This window comes from Thermus tengchongensis (assembly GCF_021462405.1).
GTDB classification, from domain to species: Bacteria; Deinococcota; Deinococci; order Deinococcales; family Thermaceae; genus Thermus; species Thermus tengchongensis.
In genome coordinates this window covers 46,796-66,468 of the sequence record NZ_JAKEDU010000009.1, presented here as the reverse complement: position 1 = coordinate 66,468, position 19,673 = coordinate 46,796, and the positions used below count along the sequence as shown (strand labels likewise).

20 protein-coding genes are annotated in these 19,673 nt (G+C 67.5%); 4 read left to right on the top strand and 16 right to left on the bottom strand.

Annotated features, from left to right (window positions below; translation table 11 throughout):
• Window positions 1-3: 3 nt before the first annotated feature.
• From csoR to L1087_RS10385, 14 genes are all read right to left on the bottom strand, one after another.
• Window positions 4-288, bottom strand: a complete 285-nt coding sequence (csoR, locus tag L1087_RS10450; protein WP_038049169.1) for a metal-sensitive transcriptional regulator CsoR — start codon at window positions 286-288, stop codon at window positions 4-6.
• Window positions 289-292: 4 nt separating this feature from the next.
• Entirely contained in the window at window positions 293-493 is a 201-nt protein-coding gene (locus tag L1087_RS10445; protein ID WP_234558838.1) for a CopZ family metallochaperone, read from the bottom strand.
• A gap of 255 nt (window positions 494-748) precedes the next feature.
• The gene (locus tag L1087_RS10440) at window positions 749-1,051 is read right to left on the bottom strand and encodes a Rieske (2Fe-2S) protein (protein ID WP_234558837.1); all 303 of its coding nucleotides are present in this window, start codon (window positions 1,049-1,051) and stop codon (window positions 749-751) included.
• Window positions 1,052-1,054: 3 nt separating this feature from the next.
• Complete coding sequence (gene sufD, locus L1087_RS10435) at window positions 1,055-2,347, bottom strand: Fe-S cluster assembly protein SufD (protein ID WP_234558836.1); 1,293 nt, start codon at window positions 2,345-2,347, stop codon at window positions 1,055-1,057.
• A 60-nt stretch (window positions 2,348-2,407) separates the two neighbouring features.
• Window positions 2,408-3,814: a Fe-S cluster assembly protein SufB gene (sufB, locus tag L1087_RS10430; RefSeq protein WP_234558835.1), complete on the bottom strand. Its 1,407-nt coding sequence runs from the start codon at window positions 3,812-3,814 to the stop codon at window positions 2,408-2,410.
• Window positions 3,811-4,563 (bottom strand): Fe-S cluster assembly ATPase SufC, encoded by a 753-nt coding sequence (sufC, locus tag L1087_RS10425; protein WP_234558833.1) that lies wholly within the window; start codon window positions 4,561-4,563, stop codon window positions 3,811-3,813. The genes sufB and sufC overlap by 4 nt, the downstream gene beginning before the upstream one ends.
• Window positions 4,564-4,651: 88 nt before the next feature.
• Window positions 4,652-7,414 (bottom strand): hypothetical protein, encoded by a 2,763-nt coding sequence (locus L1087_RS10420; protein WP_135343651.1) that lies wholly within the window; start codon window positions 7,412-7,414, stop codon window positions 4,652-4,654.
• Window positions 7,415-7,519: 105 nt separating this feature from the next.
• A complete protein-coding gene (gene aceA / locus L1087_RS10415) occupies window positions 7,520-8,827 on the bottom strand; it encodes an isocitrate lyase (RefSeq protein ID WP_234558860.1) in 1,308 nt (435 codons plus the stop codon).
• 220 nt (window positions 8,828-9,047) lie between these two features.
• Window positions 9,048-10,379, bottom strand: coding sequence for an FAD-dependent oxidoreductase (locus tag L1087_RS10410; RefSeq protein WP_234558832.1), 1,332 nt, complete (start codon window positions 10,377-10,379; stop codon window positions 9,048-9,050).
• Window positions 10,380-10,418: 39 nt separating this feature from the next.
• Window positions 10,419-11,099, bottom strand: coding sequence for an ABC transporter ATP-binding protein (locus L1087_RS10405; protein WP_234558830.1), 681 nt, complete (start codon window positions 11,097-11,099; stop codon window positions 10,419-10,421).
• Between the two features lie 9 nt (window positions 11,100-11,108).
• Window positions 11,109-12,251, bottom strand: a complete 1,143-nt coding sequence (locus L1087_RS10400) for an ABC transporter permease (protein ID WP_234558829.1) — start codon at window positions 12,249-12,251, stop codon at window positions 11,109-11,111.
• A 299-nt stretch (window positions 12,252-12,550) separates the two neighbouring features.
• Window positions 12,551-12,826 (bottom strand): NIPSNAP family containing protein, encoded by a 276-nt coding sequence (locus tag L1087_RS10395; RefSeq protein ID WP_234558828.1) that lies wholly within the window; start codon window positions 12,824-12,826, stop codon window positions 12,551-12,553.
• Between the two features lie 7 nt (window positions 12,827-12,833).
• The gene (locus tag L1087_RS10390; protein ID WP_234558827.1) at window positions 12,834-13,262 is read right to left on the bottom strand and encodes a putative toxin-antitoxin system toxin component, PIN family; all 429 of its coding nucleotides are present in this window, start codon (window positions 13,260-13,262) and stop codon (window positions 12,834-12,836) included.
• Complete coding sequence (locus L1087_RS10385; RefSeq protein ID WP_038040299.1) at window positions 13,259-13,477, bottom strand: hypothetical protein; 219 nt, start codon at window positions 13,475-13,477, stop codon at window positions 13,259-13,261. Before L1087_RS10385 ends, L1087_RS10390 begins: the two co-directional genes overlap by 4 nt.
• A gap of 76 nt (window positions 13,478-13,553) precedes the next feature.
• Between L1087_RS10385 and alaS the strand changes: the two genes are divergently transcribed.
• The 4 genes from alaS to mltG are packed head-to-tail and all read left to right on the top strand — an operon-like array spanning window position 13,554 to window position 18,318.
• Window positions 13,554-16,202 carry an alanine--tRNA ligase gene (gene alaS, locus L1087_RS10380; RefSeq protein WP_234558826.1) on the top strand — a complete coding sequence of 883 codons (2,649 nt, stop codon included), beginning with the start codon at window positions 13,554-13,556 and terminating at the stop codon, window positions 16,200-16,202.
• A gap of 47 nt (window positions 16,203-16,249) precedes the next feature.
• On the top strand, window positions 16,250-16,933 hold the full coding sequence (locus L1087_RS10375) for a hypothetical protein (RefSeq protein ID WP_234558858.1): 684 nt from the start codon (window positions 16,250-16,252) through the stop codon (window positions 16,931-16,933).
• On the top strand, window positions 16,914-17,321 hold the full coding sequence (gene ruvX / locus L1087_RS10370; RefSeq protein WP_234558825.1) for a Holliday junction resolvase RuvX: 408 nt from the start codon (window positions 16,914-16,916) through the stop codon (window positions 17,319-17,321). The genes L1087_RS10375 and ruvX overlap by 20 nt, the downstream gene beginning before the upstream one ends.
• Window positions 17,305-18,318 carry an endolytic transglycosylase MltG gene (mltG, locus tag L1087_RS10365; RefSeq protein ID WP_234558824.1) on the top strand — a complete coding sequence of 338 codons (1,014 nt, stop codon included), beginning with the start codon at window positions 17,305-17,307 and terminating at the stop codon, window positions 18,316-18,318. The genes ruvX and mltG overlap by 17 nt, the downstream gene beginning before the upstream one ends.
• Here mltG and L1087_RS10360 read toward each other — a convergent pair.
• Both L1087_RS10360 and L1087_RS10355 read right to left on the bottom strand, forming a co-directional pair.
• Window positions 18,303-19,139 (bottom strand): carbohydrate ABC transporter permease, encoded by an 837-nt coding sequence (locus tag L1087_RS10360; protein ID WP_234558823.1) that lies wholly within the window; start codon window positions 19,137-19,139, stop codon window positions 18,303-18,305. The genes mltG and L1087_RS10360 overlap by 16 nt on opposite strands.
• Before the next feature lie 3 nt (window positions 19,140-19,142).
• Window positions 19,143-19,634: a bioflim formation protein gene (locus L1087_RS10355; RefSeq protein ID WP_234558822.1), complete on the bottom strand. Its 492-nt coding sequence runs from the start codon at window positions 19,632-19,634 to the stop codon at window positions 19,143-19,145.
• Between the last annotated feature and the right edge of the window lie 39 nt (window positions 19,635-19,673).

The following is a 19,673-nucleotide window of genomic DNA, read 5'->3' as shown; positions in this document are numbered from 1 at the left end:
CTCCTAACGGTACTTGAGGGCTTCCATCAGCTCCTCCACGATCTCCTCCACGTCCCCCCGCTCGTGGGCGGTGGCCACGTGGTCCCGGAGGTGGGCCCTTAGGACCATCTCCCCCACCCGGTCCAAAGCGCCCTCCACCGCCTTCAGCTGCTTCAGCACGTCCACGCAGTAGACGTGGGGGTCTTCCAGCATGCGCAGGATGCCCTCCAGGTGGCCTTTGGCGGAGAGAAGGCGCCTTTTGGCCTCTTCCCGCACCTTGGGGTCCAGGTGAAGGTGGTCGTGGGGCATGGACCTAACCCGCCAGGGCAGCCCAGTAGCCTTCTTCCTCCACCGCCCGGATCAGGGCCTCGAGGTCCGCCTGGCCCTCCACCAGGGCCTCGGCCCGCTCCAGGCTCACCTCGGCCTTCTCCACGCCGGGCACCTTCTGGAGGGCCTTCTGCACCGCCATGGCGCAGTGGTTGCAGGTCATGCCTTCCACTCTCAGCTTTACCATTCTGACCTCCACCCACCCCAGGGGGGGTGGGTACTCCTACCCTAACCCCTGAGGGGATCCGTGTCAAGGGTAAAAGGCAACCGCAGGCCTCGAGGCCTGCGGTTGCCTTCAACTACCCCTCGCTGTTGAACCTTTCCCTCCCCTCACCTGGCGGGGGCTTTGGATGCCCTTTCACCGAGGCCCCCGCGCGGACAAAGTCCGCGTGGGGTGGTATCACTGGGGCCCCCACGGGGACTTCGCCCCCGTGGGGTGGTATTAGAGGTCCAGAAGGACCGTGTCCCCTTCCAGCTTGGCGGGGAAGACCCGGACGGGTCTGGGGGCAGGGAGGGTCTGGCGGCCCGTCTTGAGGTCAAAGCGGGCCCCGTGCCGGGGGCAGACGATCTTGCCGTCTTCCAGTTCTCCCTCGTGCAGGGGGCCGTCGTCGTGGGTGCAGACGTCCTCCAGGGCGAAGACCTCCTCCCCCGTAAAGAGGAGGAGGATGGGCTTTTTGTGCTCCGGGCGCCGCACCACCAGGCGGCCATTTTGGAACTCGCCGAGCTGGGCTACCGGGGTCCACATGGCCTAGATGCGCACCTTCTCCTCGATCACCGCCTCGATGTGGGCCCGGAGGGCCTTTAGGGGGATGCGGCCGAGGACGTCCGCCAGGTGGGCCTTGACCAAAAGCTCCTGGGCCAGGGTGCGGGGCAGGCCCCGGGACTGCAGGTAGAAGAGTTGCATCTCGTCCACGGGGGCGGTGGTGCTTCCGTGGGTGCAGCGCACGTCGTTGGCCCCGATCTCCAGCTGGGGGATGGAGTCCACTCTGGCGGTGCGGGAGAGGATGAGGTTGCGGTTGGCCTGGTAGGCGTCGGTCTTCTGGGCTCCCCGCTCCAGCCGGATGAGGCCGGAGAAGACCGCCCGGGCCTCGTCCTTCACCGCCCCCTTGTAGAGGAGGTCGCTTCGGGTGTGGTGCTCCACGTGGTGCTGCAGGGTGTAGTGGTCAAAGTGCTGCCGCCCGTGGCCGAAGTAGAGGCCCAGCATCTCGCTTTCCGCCCCTGGGCCCAGGAGCTCCGACGCCACCTCGCTCCGGGCGTAGCGCCCGCCCAGGTTCACCACCAGGTCGTTGAGGCCCGCGTCCCGCTCCAGAAGGGCCCGTTGCCGGTGGAAGTGCCACACCCCCTCGCCGAAGGTCTGCACGTGGGCGTGGCGCAGGTGGGCCCCCGGCCTTAGGACCATCTCCGTGGCGGAGAGGTGGAGGGTAGGGGGGAGGTCTAAGGAGAGGTACTCCTCGATGTAGGCGGCCTTGGCGTTGTCTTCCAGGAAAAGGAGGCTCCGCCCTGCCGAAGCCCTACCCCCTTCCACCACCTTGAAGACCCCCAGGGGCTTTTCCACCTCCAGCCCCGCGGGCACGTAGAGGAAGGCCCCATGGGTGAAGAAGGCGGAGTTTTCCGCGGCGAACTTGTCCTCGGTGTACACCCCTTGGAAGAGGGCGGCTTCCACCTGGCTGGGGTGGGTCTTGAGGGCCTCGGCCAGGCTGGTGAAGACCAGGCCCTTCTGCCGGAGCTCCTCGGGCACCTCGGCGTAAACCAAATCCGGGCCCACGAAGACCAGAAAGCCGGAAACATCGGTCTTCTCCAGGCGGCGCTTCACCAGCTCGGGAAGCTCATCCCGGGAGAGGCTAAGCCCCTTGGGGGTTTCCACCCCTTGTTCCAAGGGGGCTTCGGAGAGATCCGTGTAGCGCCAAGCCTCGTCCTTCTTGCTGGGATAGGGGAGGCGGGCGAAGGCCTCGAGGGCCTTCAGCCTTTTCTCTAGCACCCAGGCGGGCTCGCCCAAGGCCTGGGAGAGGGCCTCCACCTGCGTTTTGTCCAGTACTTGCATCCTGCCTCCTTGCGTGGGAAGGGGGGAGGCCTTAAGGCCCCACCCCCAGAGGGACGCTCCTTAGCCTACGGAGCCCTCCATCTCCAGCTCGATGAGCCGGTTGAGCTCCACCGCGTACTCCAGGGGGAGCTCCTTGGCGATGGGCTCGATGAACCCCCGCACGATGAGGGCCGCGGCCTCGTCCTCCTTGAGCCCCCGGGTCTGCAGGTAGAAGATCTGCTCGTCGTTGATCTTGGAGACCGTGGCCTCGTGGCCCACGTGGGCGGTGTCCTCCTCGATCTCGATGTAGGGGTAGGTGTCGGTGCGGCTTTCCGGGTCGATGAGGAGGGCGTCGCACTCCACGTTGGCCTTGGCCCCCCTGGCCCCCTCCAGCACCTTGACCAGGCCCCGGTAACTGGCCCGACCCTCCCCTTTGGAGATGCTCTTGGAAACGATGGTGCCCGAGGTGTGGGGGGCTCCCAGGATGATTTTGGCCCCGGTGTCCTGGTGCTGCCCCGTCTTGGCGAAGGCGATGGAGAGGATCTCCGTGCGGGCCCCCGGTTCCAGGAGGTAGCTGGAGGGGTACTTCATGGTGACCTTGGAGCCCAGGTTGCCGTCCAGCCACTCGTGGAAGGCATCCCCGTAGACCAGGGCCCTTTGCGTCACCAGGTTGTACATGTTGGTGGACCAGTTCTGGATGGTGGTGTAGCGGCTCCGGGCTCCCCGCTTCACCACGATCTCAATGACCCCGGTGTGCAGGCTCTCCGTGGAGTACATGGGGGCGGTGCACCCCTCGATGTAGTGTACCTCCGCCCCCTCGTCCACGATGATCAGGGTGCGCTCAAACTGCCCGAACTCGGGGGTGTTCACCCGGAAGTAGGCCTGCAGGGGAAGCTCCACCTTGACCCCGGGGGGGATGTAGACGAAGGAACCTCCGGACCAGGCGGCGGAGTTCAGGGCGGCGAACTTGTTGTCCTCGGGGGGGACCACCTTGGCGAAGTACTCCTTGAAGAGGTCCTCGTACTTCTTCATCCCCTCCTCGATGGCCACGAAGATGACCCCCTGCCGCTCCAGCTCCTCCCTCACCCGGTGGTAGACCATCTCCGAGTCGTACTGGGCCCCCACCCCGGCGAGTACCTTGCGCTCGGCCTCGGGAATGCCCAGGCGCTCGTAGGTCCGGCGGATCTCCTCGGGGATCTCCTCCCAGCTCTTGGCGTCCCGCACCTCCGCGGGCTTCACGTAGTAGACCAGGTGGTCCAGGTCCAGGCCCGAGAGGTCGGGGCCCCAGGTGGGCATGGGCTTCTTCTGGAAGATCTCCAGGGCCCGCAGGCGGAACTTCAGCATCCACTCGGGCTCGCCCTTGTGGTAGCTGATGGCCTCGATCACCCTCCGGGTAAGGCCCCGCTCGGCCACGAAGACCGGCTTGACCTCGTCCACGAAGTGGTACTTGTACTCCTCCCCCAGAGTCTTCAGGTCCACCTCGCTCATGCTCCCTCCTTTACCTGTTCCCGGAGCCACTCGTAGCCCTTAGCTTCCAGTTCCAGGGCCAGCTCGGGACCTCCCTCCGCCACCACCTTCCCGTCCATCATCACATGGACCCGGTCGGGGACGATGTAGTTCAAGAGGCGCTGGTAGTGGGTGATGACCAGGGCGCCGAAGCTCGGGCCCCGCATGGCGTTCACCCCCCGGGCCACCACCTTGAGGGCGTCGATGTCCAGGCCGGAGTCGGTCTCGTCCAAGACGGCGTAGGTGGGCTCCAGCACCAGAAGCTGGAGGATCTCGTTGCGCTTCTTCTCCCCGCCGGAGAAGCCCTCGTTGAGGTAGCGGGAGAGGTAGCCCTCGTCCCAGTCCAGAAGCTCCAGGGCCCGCTTCACCTTGGCCCAGAACTCCGCCACCCCCACCTCCCGGCCAAGCCTCGCCTGCAGGGCCAAGCGCAGGAAGTTGGCGATGGTGACCCCCGGCACCTCCACGGGGTACTGGAAGGCCAGGAAGAGGCCCTTCCTCGCCCGCTCGTCCGGGGAGAGATCCAGGATGCTTTCCCCGTCCAGGAGAATATCCCCCCGTTCCACCGTGTACTCGGGGTCCCCCGCCAGGATCTTGCCCAGGGTGCTCTTGCCGGCCCCGTTGGGGCCCATGAGGGCGTGCACCTGGCCCTTGGGGACCACCAGGTTCACGCCCTTGAGGATGGTCTCTCCGTCGATGGAAGCCCAAAGGTCGCGGATTTCCAGCTGGTTCATGCTTTTGCCTCCTGATGCCGGGTCAGCTTCTTACTGCGACCCATTCGCAGTAAGAGTATAACCCCTCCACCCCCTAAAGTATAGTGATTTAGTCGGGATTTGCCAGGAGGAAGCCCAAGGCCTCGGGGAGGGCCAGGGGAGTGGAGGGAAGGCGCCTTTGCAGCTCGGGGCAGAAGCGGCCCAAAGCCCGGCCCAGCTGGAAGCGGAAGGGTTCGGGGAGAGGGCTTTGCCTCACCTCCGAAAGCTTATGCCAGGCGGCTTCCTTCTCCCCCAGGCCCAGGAGGGCTAGGACCTCCACGGCCCGGGCCTGGGCCAGGAGGCCGGGGTCTTCCAGGCGAGGGAGGGCCACGATCTGGGCCAAGGCCTCCCCTAGGCTCCCTTCCCGGACCAGGGCCTCGGCGTAGCCCAGGCGGGCTTGGGCCCGGAGGTAGGGGTTGTCTAAGTCCAACAGGGGCTTGAGCAGGGCCTTGCCCTCGGTAGGGGGGAGAAGGAGGGCAAGCAGGCTCGCGGTATCCAGGCGGAGGGCGGTGTAGCGGTCCGTGGCCTCCTCGGGGATCTCCCGCAGGAGATGTTCTAGGAGGCGCCGGGCGGTGGGGGCCTCGAGGCCCCCCAGGAAGGGGGCCCGGTAGGGCTGGCCCGCTTCCAGGAGGAGGTAGGCTGCTCCCAGGCGGAAAAGGGTGCGCAGGTGGCGGTAGCGGGCCTCCTTGGGCCTCTCCTCCGTGTGGCGGAAGTAGGTTTCGGCCCGTTGCAAAAGCGCCAGAGCCTCGAAAGGGCGCCCCCGGGCCACTTCTAGGATGCCCGCCTCGCTCTCCACCCGCGCCCGGGTGAAGGGATCTTCCGCCTCGTCGAGGGCCTTGCGGATGGCGCTTTCCGCCTCCTTGTAAAGGCCCAGGCGCCGCAGGAGGGTGGCGTAGCGGGCCCGTACCCGGGCCACCTCGTCCTTGGGAGCGCCCGCTTCCTCTAGGGCCTTCAGGCCCTCCTCCATTCGCTCCTTGGCCTCCAGACGTCCCAGGCGCATGAGGAGATCCCCCATTTGGTACCGGGCGCGGCCCAGGAGCAGGGGGTCATGGCCCACCTGGGCCAGGGCGGTTAGGGCTTCGGTATAGCGCCCTAGGTCCTTGGCCACCAAGCCTCGCCACAGTTGCACCCGATCCCGCAGGAAGGGGGCCATGGGGAGGCCTTCCGCCTCTTCCACAAAGCGGGCTGCTCGTTCGTAGTCCCCCTTCCAGCGCTCCACCGCCGCCATCACCAAAAGCCCCTCTGCCTGGGCGGTATCGTCCAGGAGCTTGAGGTCCTCCTTGGGGGGCAGAAGCTCCTCCGCTTCCTTGTAAAGGGCGGCGTCCGCCTTGGCCTCCGCCCTTTTGATGCGGGCCCAGGTGCGCAAGGAGGGGTTTGGGGCTTCCGAGAGCACCCTGAGGGCTTCCTCCGCCTCGGGATGGGCGTACTGGCCCAAGACCGCCCGATAGCGCACCACCACCCCGGCCAGGGCCTCGAGGTCCTCCCGGGGCCAGGCCTGGGCCTCCTGCCAGAGCCCGGGAAGGAGGGCGAGCCGGGCGGGATCCTCCTGCAGGAGGTCCAAAAGAATCCGGGTTTCCCCCGCCTTGTAGGCGTGGTGCAGTTTGCGGAAAAGGTTCTCCTTGGGGAAGAAGGCGAGGGCCAGGCGGTGGAGTTCCTTGGGGGCTTCCTGGGGGAGGAGGCTTCTCAGGGCAGGGCGCACCAGGCCTTCCCCCACCCAGTCCAAAAGGGCCCTTTCCGCTTGGGAAAGGCGTTCCAGAGGCTTGCCCAGGGCCTTTTCCAAGAGCTCTGCGGGAAAGGCGGGATCGGCCTCGGGGCTGAAGGCGGCGAGGGCCAGGAGCAGGGGTTTGAGGGCAGGGTCGTCCTGCAAAGGGGTTTTGGGATCGTGCTTGGCGGCTTCCAGGAGGACCAAGCGGGAAAGCTCCCCAAAGTTGCGCCCCGCCTGGTTCACCAGGGCCTCCAGCCTTTCCGGGGGCAGGTGGGGGAGCCTCTCCCGCACGAAGCGCCGGGCCTCCTCGCGGCTTGGGGGGGAGAGGGGCTGGTAGGGCAGGGTGGGGGGCGGCTCGCTCAAAGCAGCCAGGTAGGGGATGCTGAGCCCCTTCAAAAAAGGCTCCAGCCAGGCGGCGAGGCCCTTGTGCGTGCCGTCCGGACCCCTTAAGGGGAGGCCCTCGAGGGTCCCCTCCACCTCGGCTCGGAGGAGGAGGGGACGGCCTTCCCGGTTCAGGCCCCGGGCCAAAAGGGTCAAGACCTCCTGTTCCAAGGCCCCCTGCAGGATGTAGGGCTGGGTGGGGGAAAGCTGGGCCAAAAGGGACCGCATCTCCTCCCCTGCCCCCAAGCTCTCGGCCAAGGGGACCAAGGCCTGGGCCAGCTCCCCCCCTAGGTTAAGGAGAAAGGGTTCCTTGCCAGGCAGGGCGGAAAGGGCACGGCTCAAGGCCCCCAAAAGGACCCCTTTCCCCGTGGCCGGCCCCCCCACCACCACCATCTGAGGCCTCCCCCCGGCTTCCAGCTCCTTGAGAAAGCGGCGAAAGATGCGGCGCTTGTCCCGGCCCAGGGTCTTGCGGGCGCTTTCCAGGAAAAGCTCCGCTGGGGGAGGGGGGGGTGGGAGGCCTGCCTCTTGGTACAGGTCGGCGATGACCCCGTAAAGCCTTTCCTTCTCCTCAGGGCTTCCCAGGTCCTTGTAGAGGATGTTGCGCACGGTGCCGGCCTTGCCCCCCCGCTCGGCCATAAGGGCCTCGAGCCAGCGCAGGGAGCCCCGCTTGCCCCGGTGGTCCCGGCCCCGGAGATGGGGACGGAGGTCTTCCAGGTAGCGTAGCCAGGGTGTATTGGCTTCTGGCATGGTGATTACACTATATCAGTTTGGTGTGGCTTCGGTCTACTACAGAAAAAAGGAACCTGCCGCCCCCTATACCTGGAGGACGGCAGAGCAGGCTTCCCGCTAAGCCTAGTGCACGGGTTCGTTGAACTGGGCCTCCTCGGTGGAGCCCTTAAGGGCCAGGGTAGAGGCCTCTCCCTGGGTGAGGGCCAGGACCACCTCGTCGAAGTAGCCGGCACCCACCTCCCGCTGGTGCTTCACGGCGGTGAAACCTTGGGCCTGGGCCAGGAACTCCTTCTGCTGGAGCTCCACGAATGCGGGCATGCCCCGGGCCTTGTAGTCCTTGGCCAGCTCCCAGGTGTAGTAGTTCACGGTGTGCCAGCCCGCCAGGGTGATGAACTGGAACTTGTAGCCCATCTCCCCCAGCTCCCGGTTGAACTTGGCGATGGTCTCGTCGTCCAGGAACTTCTTCCAGTTGAAGGAGGGGGAGAGGTTGTAAGCGAGGAGCTTATCGGGGAACTCCCGCTTCACCGCCTCGGCGAACTTCCGGGCCTCCTCCAGGTCGGGCTTGGAGGTTTCCATCCAGATGACATCGGCGTAAGGGGCGTAGGCCAGGGCCCGGGCGATGCCCGCCTCAATCCCGTTCCGGACCCGGTAGAAGCCCTCGGGGGTGCGCTCCCCGGGCAGGATGAAGGGTCGGTCCCGCTCGTCGATGTCGCTGGTGATCAGGGTGGCGGCCTCGGCGTCCGTGCGGGCGATGATCACCGTGGGCACGCCCATGATGTCCGCCGCCAGGCGGGCGGCCTGCAGGGTGCGGATGTGCTGGGAGGTGGGCACCAGGACCTTGCCCCCCAGGTGGCCGCACTTCTTCTCGGAGGCCAGCTGGTCCTCGTAGTGGATGCCGGCAGCCCCCGCCTCGATCATGGCCTTGGTGAGCTCAAAGACGTTCAGGACCCCACCGAAGCCCGCCTCGGCGTCGGCCACGATGGGCACGTACCAGTCCCGGGTCACCTTGCCTTCGGCGCGCTCAATCATATCCGCCCGCATCAGGGCGTTGTTGATGCGCTTCACGATTTGGGGCACGGAGTTGTAGGGGTAGAGGGACTGGTCGGGGTAGGTCTGCCAGGCCAGGTTGGCGTCGGCAGCTACCTGCCAGCCGGAGAGGTAGATGGCCTCGAGGCCGGCCCGCACCATCTCCACCGCCATGGCCCCGGTGTAGGCCCCGAAGGTGTGCACGTAGGGGCGCTCGTGGAGGAGCCGCCAGAGTTTCTCCGCTCCTCGCTTGGCCAGGGTGTGCTCCACCATCACGCTGGGACGGAGCCGCACCACGTCCTCGGGGCGGTAGTCCCGCCGGACCCCCTTCCAGCGGGGGTTGGTCTCCCACTCGCGCCGCAGGGCCTCCGCCTCTTGCCGCATCTCCGGGGTGAGCATGCTCAAGGGTTCCACCTTGCACCTCCCAGGTGCTAGTCTGGAGGCGGGAAGGCTTCCAGTGTAGTGTGTAAGGCCAAAAGATTCACACCCAAAGGCGGTGTGTCCCGGTCTTGACTACACCAAAATGAGGATTCCCCCGCGTAGACGACCCCTTGGGCAGGAGCGGAGGCAGCTTGCCCATACCCCGTTTGGCGCCCTCGCCGGGGCTTGGGCCCCGGCGAGGTGTCTAGCGCACCTGCTGGGCGGCGATGAGGAGGGGGTCCCAGACGGGGCTGTAGGGTGGGGCGTAGGCCAGGTCCAGGGCTAGAAGGTCCTCCACCGTGCCCCCCTGGTGCAGGAGGGCGGCCAGGGCGTCGATGCGCAAGGCCCCGTGGCCTTTGGCCACCACCGCTCCGCCTAAGAGCCTTCCCGTCCCTTCCTCGTAGACCAGCTCCACCCAGAGGGGCTGGCTTCCCGGGTAGTAGTGGGCCCCGTCGCGGCTTTGGATGAAGGCCTTCTTGGCGCGGAAGCCCTCCTTCAGGGCCGCCTCCAGGGAGAGCCCGGTGGTGGCCACCGCCAGGCCGAAGGCCTTGAAGATGGCCGTGCCCACCACCCCGTGGAAGCGGGCCTTCTTGCCGGCGATGACCGCCCCCGCAGTGCGCCCGTGCTTGTTGGCCACGTCTCCAAGCGGCAACCAGTAGGGTCGCCCAAGCACCCGGTGGAAGCTTTCCGCCACATCCCCGGCGGCGTAGACCCCTTCCAGGTTGGTGCGCATCTCCTCGTCCGTGGCGATGGCCCCCGTGGGGCCCAGGGCCACCCCCATGGCCTGGGCCAGGAGGGTGTTGGGCCGGATGCCCGTGGCCACTAGCACCAGGTCGGTAGACACCACGCCTTCCGAGGTCTCCACCGCCTCCACCCGGCCCTGGCCGCGGAGGGCCTCCACCTTCACCCCGGTCCAGACCTCCACCCCGTGCCGCTCCAGCTCCTCCTTGAGGAGGTTCCCCACCTCCTCGTCCCAGTGGGGGAGAGGGCGGTCCTTGAGCTCCAAAAGGGTTACCTCCAGGCCCCGCTTGCGGAAGGCCTCGGCCACCTCGAGGCCGATGTACCCCGCCCCCAGGATGGTGGCCCTCTTGGCCCCTTCCAGGGCCCTTAGGAGGGCCTCCCCGTCCTTCATGCTCCGTAAGGTGTAGACCCCCGCCTGCTCCGTGCCTGGGATGGGGGGAAGGGTGGGCTTGGCCCCCGTGGCCAGGACCAGGTAGTCGTAGCGGTCCTGGAAGGTGCGCCCCTCCACGTGGTCAAAGACCGTGAGGGTTTTCAGCTCCGGGTCCACGTCCACCACCTCGTGGCGGGTGTGGACCTCTACCCCTCCTTTGCGGAACTCCTCCGGGGTGCGGGCCACGAGCCGCTCCAGGCGGGGGATTTCCCCGGAGAGCACGTAGGGAAGGCCGCAGGCCCCGTAGGAAACCCACCCGGATTTCTCGTAGACCACCACCTCGAGGTCTGGGTTCTCCCGCTTGGCCTTGGCGGCGGCAGAGGCCCCGCCCGCCACGCCGCCCACGACCACCATGCGCTTGCCCATGGGGGGTATTTTGCCACGGGAGGGGTGGGCGGGATGTCCCTACCGGGTAGGCCGGAGCAACTCCTCCCGGGCCAACCTGCCACCTTTCAGATGCAGGATGCGCTCCGCCCGGGCCGCCAGCTCCAGGTCGTGGGTGACGAGGATTAAGGTCCGCTCCCGCCCCGCCTCAAAGAGGAGGGAGGCCACCTGCTCTCGGGACTCCGCGTCCAGGTTGCCCGTGGGCTCGTCGGCGAAGAGGATGGGGGGGTCCAGGGCCAGGGCCCGGGCCAGGGCCACCCGCTGCTGCTCCCCGCCGGAAAGGCGGCTCGGCAGGTGGGAGGCCCGGGCTTCCAGGCCCACCCTCTCCAGAAGCTCTAAAGCCCGTTCTCGCCTGGTCTTGGGGGGTATCCCGGCGAGGAGCAGGGGGAAGGCCACGTTCTCCCAGGCGGTGAGGGTGGGGATCAGGTTCCACTGCTGGAAGACGAAGCCCATCCGCTTCAGGCGCACCTCGGCCCGCGCGTCCTCGGGAAGGCGGTGGAGGGGCGTTTCCTCTAGAAAGACTCCCCCCTCGCTGGGGAGGTCAAAGCCCGCCAGCAGGTTCAACAGGGTGGTCTTGCCGCTTCCCGAAGGGCCCACCACCGCGGTGGCCCCCAGGGGGAAGGCGTAGGTGAAGCCCGCTAGGGCCACCACCTCCTTCTCCCCTTGGCGGTAGCGCTTGGTGAGGTTCTCCGCTCGCAGCATGGGCACCCCCTAGACCCTCCCCAGGGCTTCCACCACCGGGATGCGGCTGGCGTTGTAGGCGGGAAGGAGGCCGGCGAAAAGGCCCAGGCTCAAGGCCACCAGGAGGGAGAAAAGGGCCAGGCGGGGGGTTACGGCGGAGAGGGCCAGACCCACCTGGGCGAAGGTATAGAGGTTGATGGCGTAGGAAACCATGCCCCCCAAGGCCAGGCCCAGGGTCCCGCCCAGGAGGGCCAGGAAGAGGGCCTCGAGGACCACCAGCCGGAAGATGAAGCCCCGCCTGGCCCCCAAAGCCCGCATGACCCCGAACTCCCGGGTGCGCTCGTACACGGACATCATCACCGTGTTGGCCACCAGAAGCCCGCCCACGATCAAGGCCACCAGGCTGATGCCGAAGCGCACCAGGTCGCTGATGCGCAAAGCGCGCTCGGCAAAGCGCATCACGTCCCCCGTGGTCTGGGCTTTGAGGCCTGGGACCGCCTTTTCCAGGTTTCTCGCCACTTCCTCCGCCCTTTGTCCCGGTGAGAGGGCTACCAAGACCGCGCTGAAGTTCTGGGTGCCCAGCACCCTCTGCAAGGCCTCCAGGGGCACGAAGATCAGGTTGTCCGCCAGGCCCCCGCTTTCCTCCAGGATGCCCTCCACCCTAAGGGTCACCTGGGGGGAAAGGCGCAAGGGGCTTTCCAGGGCGAGCTGGCTCCGTTTGGCCACCTTCCCCCCCACCACCGCACCTCCTGCCGTGGGAACCAGACGGCCCTCCTTGGCCCTTACCCCGGGGTAGAGGAGGTCCGGCCCCACCCCTCGGGGCAGGCCCTGGAAGAAGAAGGAGGTCTGGGGGTCAAACCCGCCCCGGCTCAGGAAGAGGGTGGGCACCAAGGCCCTTACCCCTAAGGCCCGGCCCGCCTCCTCCAGGGCTTGGAGCTGCGCGGGGGTGATCTCCGGGTAAGCGCCGAAACCCAGGCCCTCCGTGCCTTCCGGCACCACCTGGATGGCGGGGCCCACCCGGGAAAGCTCCTGGAAGAGGGAGCGCCTTAAGCCCTCCCCGAAGGAGAGAAAGAGGACCATGCTGCTGGTGGCGATGAGGACCCCGAGGAGGGTGAGGAGGCTCCGCACGGGGCGGGCCAGGAGGTTGCGTAGGACCAGGTGGAAGATCTCCACAGGGCCAAGCTTACCCCTTGGGAGCGGGCCGGGTGTGGGGGGGAGCACAGGTCACACCACCCCACGGGGACAAAGTCCCCCTGGGGGCCCCGGTGATACCACCCCATGCGGACTTTGTCCGCGTGGGGGCCCCGGTGAAAGGGTATCCAAGACCTCCGCCAGGTGAAGGCGAGGGAAGGGTTCAACAGCACGCACGGGGTATCGTGCCCCCCCACGGGGCCCGCGCGGGGCCGGTGGGGCATGGCCCCGGGTTTCGGGAGGGGAAGGAGGGGCAGCCCCCCCACCCGGGCGGGTAGAGGTTAGAGGAGCCTCTCCACGAAGCGGGTTTCCATCTCTTCCAGGAACACCCGGGGGTCCACCTTCCTCCGTTCGGGGTGCTCGTAGTAAGCCTTCTCCGCCTCGGCGAAGTTCTCGTGCCCCACGAACCAGAGGAAGTCCCGGTCCGAGAGCCAGTAGGCCCCAAGCACCCTGAAGCCCATGGCCTGGCGCAGGGGGACGATGACCTCTAGGAAAACCTTTTGGAAAGCTTCTCGGGTGCCTTCCTTAAGCCGGTAGCGGCGCATCTGGACGGTCATGGCCCCATTATGCCTGAGGCCCGAGGGATTCCAGAAGCTCCAGAAAGGCCCTGGGGGTGAGCACAGGGGGTTCGGGATGGGAAAGCCCCAGCAGGTGCCCATCCCCTGATACCAGGACCCTGGCCCTCGAGGCCCGCGCCAAGGCCACCACGTAGTCGTCCCCGGGGTCGGGGCATAGGCCCGGGCTTTCCGGAGGGTCGGGGACCAGCTCTCCCCAGCGGACCAAGAAGGCCAGATAGTCCTGGACCTCCTCGAGGTTCACGTGGTCTCGGAACTTGGGTCTTTTTAGGACCCGCTCGGTTTCCTCGAGAAGCTTGGGGGAAAGGACGAGCTGGAAACGCCCTTTCACCAAGAGGCGCACAAGTTGCGCCGGGGCCCCCTGGGAGGAAAGAAGGGCCGCCACCAGCACCCCCGGGTCAAGGACCGCGCGGATCATCCCCGGGAGGCGTGGAGCTCCTGATAGGCCAGCTTCAGGGCCTCTTCCTCGGAGAGGGGGCCTTTGAGAAGGGCCTCGAGGCGTTCCAGGCCCAGGTAGTGGCGCAAGGCCCGCTCCACCAGCTCCGACTCCCTTAGGCCCAGGCTTGCTGCCCGCACTTTGGCGGCCCGGAGCACCTCTTCCTCCAGGTACAGGGTGGTCTTGCGCCTGGCCATGCCACCATTTTGACGGTATGAGGGTTTGACGTCAAAGGGGTGAAGACCGGCGCGTTGAGCCCCTATAATCAGAGGCATGCGCACCGCCGAGATCCGCGAGAAGTACCTCGCCTTCTTTGAGGGCAAGGGGCACCTGCGCCTGCCCTCCTTCAGCCTCATCCCCGAGAACGACCCTTCCTTGCTCTTCACCTCCGCGGGCATGGCCCCCTTAAAGCCCTACTTCCTAGGGGCCAAGCCCATCTTCGGGGGCAAGGAGTGGCGGCGGGTCACCACCTGCCAGAAGTGCCTGCGGGTGGGGGACATTGAGAACGTGGGCCGTACGGGGCGGCACAACACCTTCTTCGAGATGCTGGGCAACTTCTCCTTCGGGGATTACTTCAAGAAGGAGGCCATCCTCTGGGCCTGGGAGTTCCTCACCGATCCCAAGTGGCTGGGCCTGGACCCGGAGAGGCTCTGGGTCACGGTTTATGAGGACGACGACGAGGCCTACGCCATCTGGCGGGACCTGGTGGGGGTGCCCGAGGAAAGGATCGGCCGCTTCGGCGAGGAGGAGAACTACTGGCCGGGCGGGGCCATCACCCACGGGCCCAACGGGCCTTCCGGCCCCTGCTCGGAGATCTTCTACGACCGGGGGCCTGCCTTCGGCACCCCGGATGAGACCGGGCCCAACACGGGAAGCGGGGACCGCTTCGTGGAGATCTGGAACCTGGTCTTCACCCAGTACGACCGCCAAGGCCCCATCCCTGGCCCCGGCATCCTCAAGCCCCTGCCCCAGAAGAACATCGACACCGGCATGGGCCTCTACCGGGTGGCGGCCATCCTGCAGGATGTGGAGGACTTCTACCGCACGGACACCTTCTACCCCATCATCGAGCGGGTGGCCCTCTATAGCGGCAAGCCCTACCAGGGGAAGGCCTCGGTGAGCCACCGGGTGATCGCCGACCACATCCGGGCGGTGGTGGCGGCCCTCTCCGACGGGGTGGTCTTCGCCAACACCGGGCGGGGCTACGTGATCCGCCGCCTCCTCAGGCGCGCCCTGAGGCACGGCTACCTCCTGGGCCTGCAGGAGCCCTTCCTCCACCGCCTGGCCCCGGTGGTGGCCGAGGTCCTGGGGGACTTCTACCCGGAGATGCGGGAGAACCTGCCCGCGGTGGAAAGGCAGATCCGCCTCGAGGAGGAGCGCTTCCTGGAGACCCTGGAGGGGGGCCTTAAGCGGCTGGACGCCCTTCTTTCGGGCCTCAAGCCGGGGGAGGCCCTGCCGGGGGGGGAGGCCTTCCGCCTCTACGACACCTACGGTTTCCCCCTGGACCTCACGGTGGAGATCGCCGCGGAGCGGGGGTTTGGGGTGGACACCGAGGGCTTTCAGAAGGCCATGGAGGAGCAGCAAGAGCGTTCCCGGGCGGCCATGGCCTTCGAGCGGGAGATCTTCAAGAAGAGCGCCCAGGTGCTGGAGGAGCTCTACGCCGAGAAGGGGGCCACGGAGTTTCTGGGCTACGGGGCCCTCGAGGCCGAGGGCACCGTCCTCGCCCTCCTGGCGGGGGACCAGAGCCTTCCCGAGGCCGGGCCCGGCACCGAGGTGCAGGTGGTGTTGGACCGGACCCCCTTCTACGCGGAAGGGGGCGGGCAGATCGGGGACTTTGGCCACTTGGAGTGGCCGGGGGGCCGGGCCAAGGTGGAGACCACCCAGAAGACCGAGCGGGGCCTTTTCCTGCACAAGGCCAAGGTGGAGGAGGGGGTCTTGCGGGTGGGGGAGCGGGTGCGGGCGGTGGTGGACCCTGCCCGCCGGGACACCGAGCGCCACCACACCGCCACCCACCTCCTGCACGCCGCTTTAAGGGCGGTCTTGGGCCCCCACGTGCGCCAGGCGGGGAGCCTGGTGGCCCCCGACCGCCTGCGCTTTGACTTCACCCACCCCGAGGCCCTCACCCCGGAGGAGTTGGAGCGCATTGAGCTTTTGGTGAACCGCTGGATCGTGGCCGATTTCCCCGTCACCTGGCGCTACATGCCCCTGGAGGAGGCCAAGCGGGAAGGGGCCATGGCCCTCTTCGGGGAGAAGTACGGGGAGGTGGTCCGGGTGGTGCGGGTGGAGGGAAGCCCCCTGCCGGGGGTGGAGTCCAAGGAGCTCTGCGGGGGCACCCACGTGCGGCGCACGGGGGAGATCGGGGCCTTCCTCATCCAGAAGGAGGAGGCGGTCTCCGCCGGGGTGCGGCGCCTCGAGGCGGTGGCCGGGGAGGCGGCCATCCGCTTTGCCCGGGGGGGCTTGAACCGCCTGAAGGCCTTGGCGGAGAGGCTTTCCGTGGGGGAGGCCGCCCTGGAGGAGCGGCTGGAGAAACTTCTGCATGAGCTCCGCCAGAAGGAGAAGGAGGTGGAAAGCCTCAAGGCCCGGCTGGTGCAGTCGGAGCTCAAGAAGGAGGTGGCCCTGGCGGAAAAGGGCGGCCTGCGCTACGGGGTGGTGGAGCTTTCCGGGGTGGACGTGGCCGCTTTGCGCCAGGCGGCAGACGACCTGGTGCAAAGGGGTGCGGACGTGGCCTTGGTCCTGGGCGGGGGTCAGGCGGTGCTGAAGCTTTCCCCAAGGGCCCAGGAAGGGGGCCTCGAGGCGGGCACCCTCTTCCGCGCCCTCACCGAGCGGGCCGGGGGCCGGGGGGGCGGCCGGGGGGCCTTGGCCCAGGGGGCGGGTCTGGACCCGGAAAAGGCCCGCCAGGCCCTTCCCGAAATCCTCCCCTAAAGGACACCCATCCCGGGTACCCCTGAGGGTAAAATGGCCGCATGACCCTGTTCTTGAGCCTGATAGCGGTGGCCCTCTCCTGGGCCCTTTTCGGCCTCACCTTCGCCCGGTACCGCAGGCGGCCCGCCCTCCACAACGCCCTCTACGCCCTGGGCCTCCTCCTCTTCGCCCTGGCAGTCTCCGCGGAGCTAATGGCCAAGCTCCTCGGGGCCTGGGACCCCTTCCTCTACCGCCTCTGGTACCTGGCCGGGGCCATGCACGGGGTGACCTTCCTGGGCCTGGGAAGCCTGGCCCTCCTGAACCCCAAGGCGGCCCGCGCCCTGCTTTTGGGGCTTGTCCCCTTCATCCTCTACGGGCTTTTCCTGGTGGCCTCCGCCCCCCTGGACTTCGCCCGCCTGCCCGCCCCCTACACCCCTTCGGGGGCGGCCTTCCCCGAGCCCAGCCTCACCTCCCCCCGCCTCTGGACCATCCCCTTCAACCTCCTGGGCACCCTCCTCATGGCGGGGGTGGCCCTCTATACCACCCTGCTCTTCTGGCGCAGGAACCCCCTCAGGGCCCAGGGCACGGCCCTCATCTTCCTGGCCGCTTTGGTGCTGGCCTCCACCAGCACCCTGAACCGCTTCGGGGTGGTGGGCCTCGAGGAGGCGGGAAGGGCCCTAGGGGTCTTCCTTCTCTACCTGGGGGTGGCCTTGGCGGACCGCAGCGTGCAGTATGCGGGTGGGCGCGCTTGACGTGGGGGAGGCCCGGATCGGCCTGGCGGTGGGGGAGGAGGGGAGCCCCTTCGCCTTTGGCCGGGGGTATCTGGTGCGGAGGAGCCTGGAGGAGGATGTGGCGGCCCTCCTGGACTTTGTGCGCCGGGAGGGATTAGGGAAGCTCTTGGTGGGCCTTCCCCTGCGCACCGACCTCAGGGAAAGCGCCCAGGCCAAGCGGGTCCTTCCCCTGGTGGAGGCGCTGAGGGCTAAGGGGGTGGAGGTGGAGCTTGTGGACGAGCGCTACACCACCCAGGCAGCAGCCCGGCGCCTGAAACATGCCCCCAAACGGATCCGCCGGGAGAAGGGCCGGTTGGACGAGATGAGCGCGGTGATCCTCTTGGAGGGCTATCTTGCGGGAAGGCTCTAGGACCTGGCTTTGGCGGGGAGTGGTGGTCCTCTTCCTCACCTTCGCCCTCCTCCTCTTCTACGCCCTCTGGCTTTTGGGTCCCACGGGAAAGGAGGCCACCGTGCGCATCCCCAAGGGGGCCACGGGCCAGGAGGTGGCCAGGATTCTGGAAGAGGCCGGGCTTTTGCGCTCCGGGTACCTCTTTTCCGCCTACCTCCGCTTTTCCGGCCGGGCCAAGAAGCTGGTCCCCGGGGTTTACCGCCTCGAGGGGGAAGGGGCCTTCCGCCTGGCCCGGGCCCTCACCGGGGGGGAGCGCCCCCTCACGGTGACCCTCACCTTCCCCGAGGGGGAGAGGGGGGTGGACTACGCCCGAAGGCTTTCCCAGGCGGGCTTGGACGGGGAGGGGTTTTTGCGCCTCGTCCGGGAGCCGGGGGCGGTCAGGCCCTCCTTTGTGGAGGGGCCCACCCTCGAGGGCTACCTCTTCCCCGCCACCTATACCTTTGACCTCTTGGTGGGTCCCGAAGAGGTGGTGCGGGCCATGCTCAGCCGCTTCGCCGCCGAGCTCACCCCTCCGGTGCGGCGCCTGCTTGAGGAGCAAGGCCTTTCCGTGCACGCTTGGGTGACCCTAGCCTCCATCGTGCAGGCGGAGGCGGGAAGCCCAGAGGAGATGCCCAAGATCGCTGGAGTCTTCCTGAACCGTTTGGAACGGGGCATGCCCCTCCAGGCGGACCCCACCGTGGCCTATGCCCTGGGCAAGCGCCTTTCTGAGCTTTCCCGCAGGGCGGGGGACTTCGGGGTGGACTCCCCCTACAACACCTACCGCTACCCTGGCCTCCCCCCAGGGCCCATCGGCAACCCCGGACGGGCGGCCCTCCTGGCGGTGCTCAACCCGGTGCGCACCGATCCCAAAGGGCGCCCGTACCTCTACTTCTTCCACGCCAAGGGCAGGCTTTTCCTGAACGCTGACTTTGAGGGGCACCTGCAGGACCTGGCCCGCTACCGCTACTCTTCCCCGTGACGCAGAAGCCTTAGCTGGGCGTAGGCGAAGAGGAGGGTGAGGAGGAGGATCACCACGGTGACGGCGGCGGCGTAGCCCAGGCGGAAGTTCTCAAACCCCGATTCGTAAAGGTAGTAGCCCAGCACCCGGGTGGCCCCGTAGGGCCCGCCCCGGGTGAGGAGGAAGACCGCAGCGTAAGACTGCAGGGAGAGGATGGTGCCCACCACCACCAAAAAGGTCACCGCCGGGCGCATGAGGGGAAGGACCACGTGGCGGAAGGCTTCCCAAGGTCCGGCCCCATCCACGTATGCAGCTTCCAAAAGCGTTTTGGGGATGGCCTTGAGCCGGGCCGAGGCCACCAGAACCCCGTACCCCAGGTGCCGCCACAGGGTGAAGAGGACCACCATCACCAAGGCCCAAAACCCCTCCCGGTCCCAGGGGGGAATGGGCAGGAACTGGGCCAGGGCCCCGTATTCCGGGGTGAAGAGGGTGTACCAGCTTAGGGTGGCCCCGCCCAAGGTGACGAGGCCCGGGAGGAAGAGGAGGCTCTTGGCGAAGCGCTCGTAGGGGGCCCCCTCCAGGGCCACCGCTAGGCCAACGGAAAGCCCCACGAAGAGGGGTAGGGCCAGGAGCATGAATTTAAGGGTCACCCGGAGGCTTCCCCAGAAGGCAGGGTCTTGAAGGAGGTCCTGGTAGTTCTTCAGGCCCACGGGCCGGGGCTCGGAAAGCCCCGACCACTCCCAGGTGGAGAAGCGGAGGACGTCCAGGAAGGGGTAGAGGACGAAAAGGCCCAGGGTGAGGAGGGCGGGGAGGGAGAAGAGGAAAAGGGGCAGGCGGCGCACGGGTTACCAAAGGTAGAGGAGGCTTAAGAGGAAGGGATACCGATCAGAGGCGGAAACCTCCAGGGCTAGGGGCTCCAGATAGAGCCTAAACCCCGCTCCCCAGGCCAAGTGGAACCCACTTTGGTAGCCGAGTCCCCCGTAGGCGGAAAGGGCTCCTCCCGGCACCTCGAGGCTCACCACCGGCCCCAGGTGCACCCCGAAGGGGTAGCGCAGGTCCAGGCCCAGGCCCACCGAGGTGTAGAGGTCCATGAGGACCAGGCCGGGGAAGAGGTTGGCCTTGAGGAGGGCGTAGACCTCGGGGTTTTGCGAAAGGAGCACCTGGGCGTCCAGGCCGGTGTCGATGCCCAGAGGGCTGAAGGGCAGAAGGAGGCTTCCTTGCAGGTAGACCCCCCGCTCGGGGGCGTAGCCGAGGCCCAGGGCGTTTTCCGGGTAGGCCGGGGCCTGTGCCAGGGAGAAGCCTAGGAGCAGGGCTAGAAGAGCTAGGGTCCGCTTCATACCCCTCCCATCCTAACAGAGGCCGGTTAGCATGGCGTC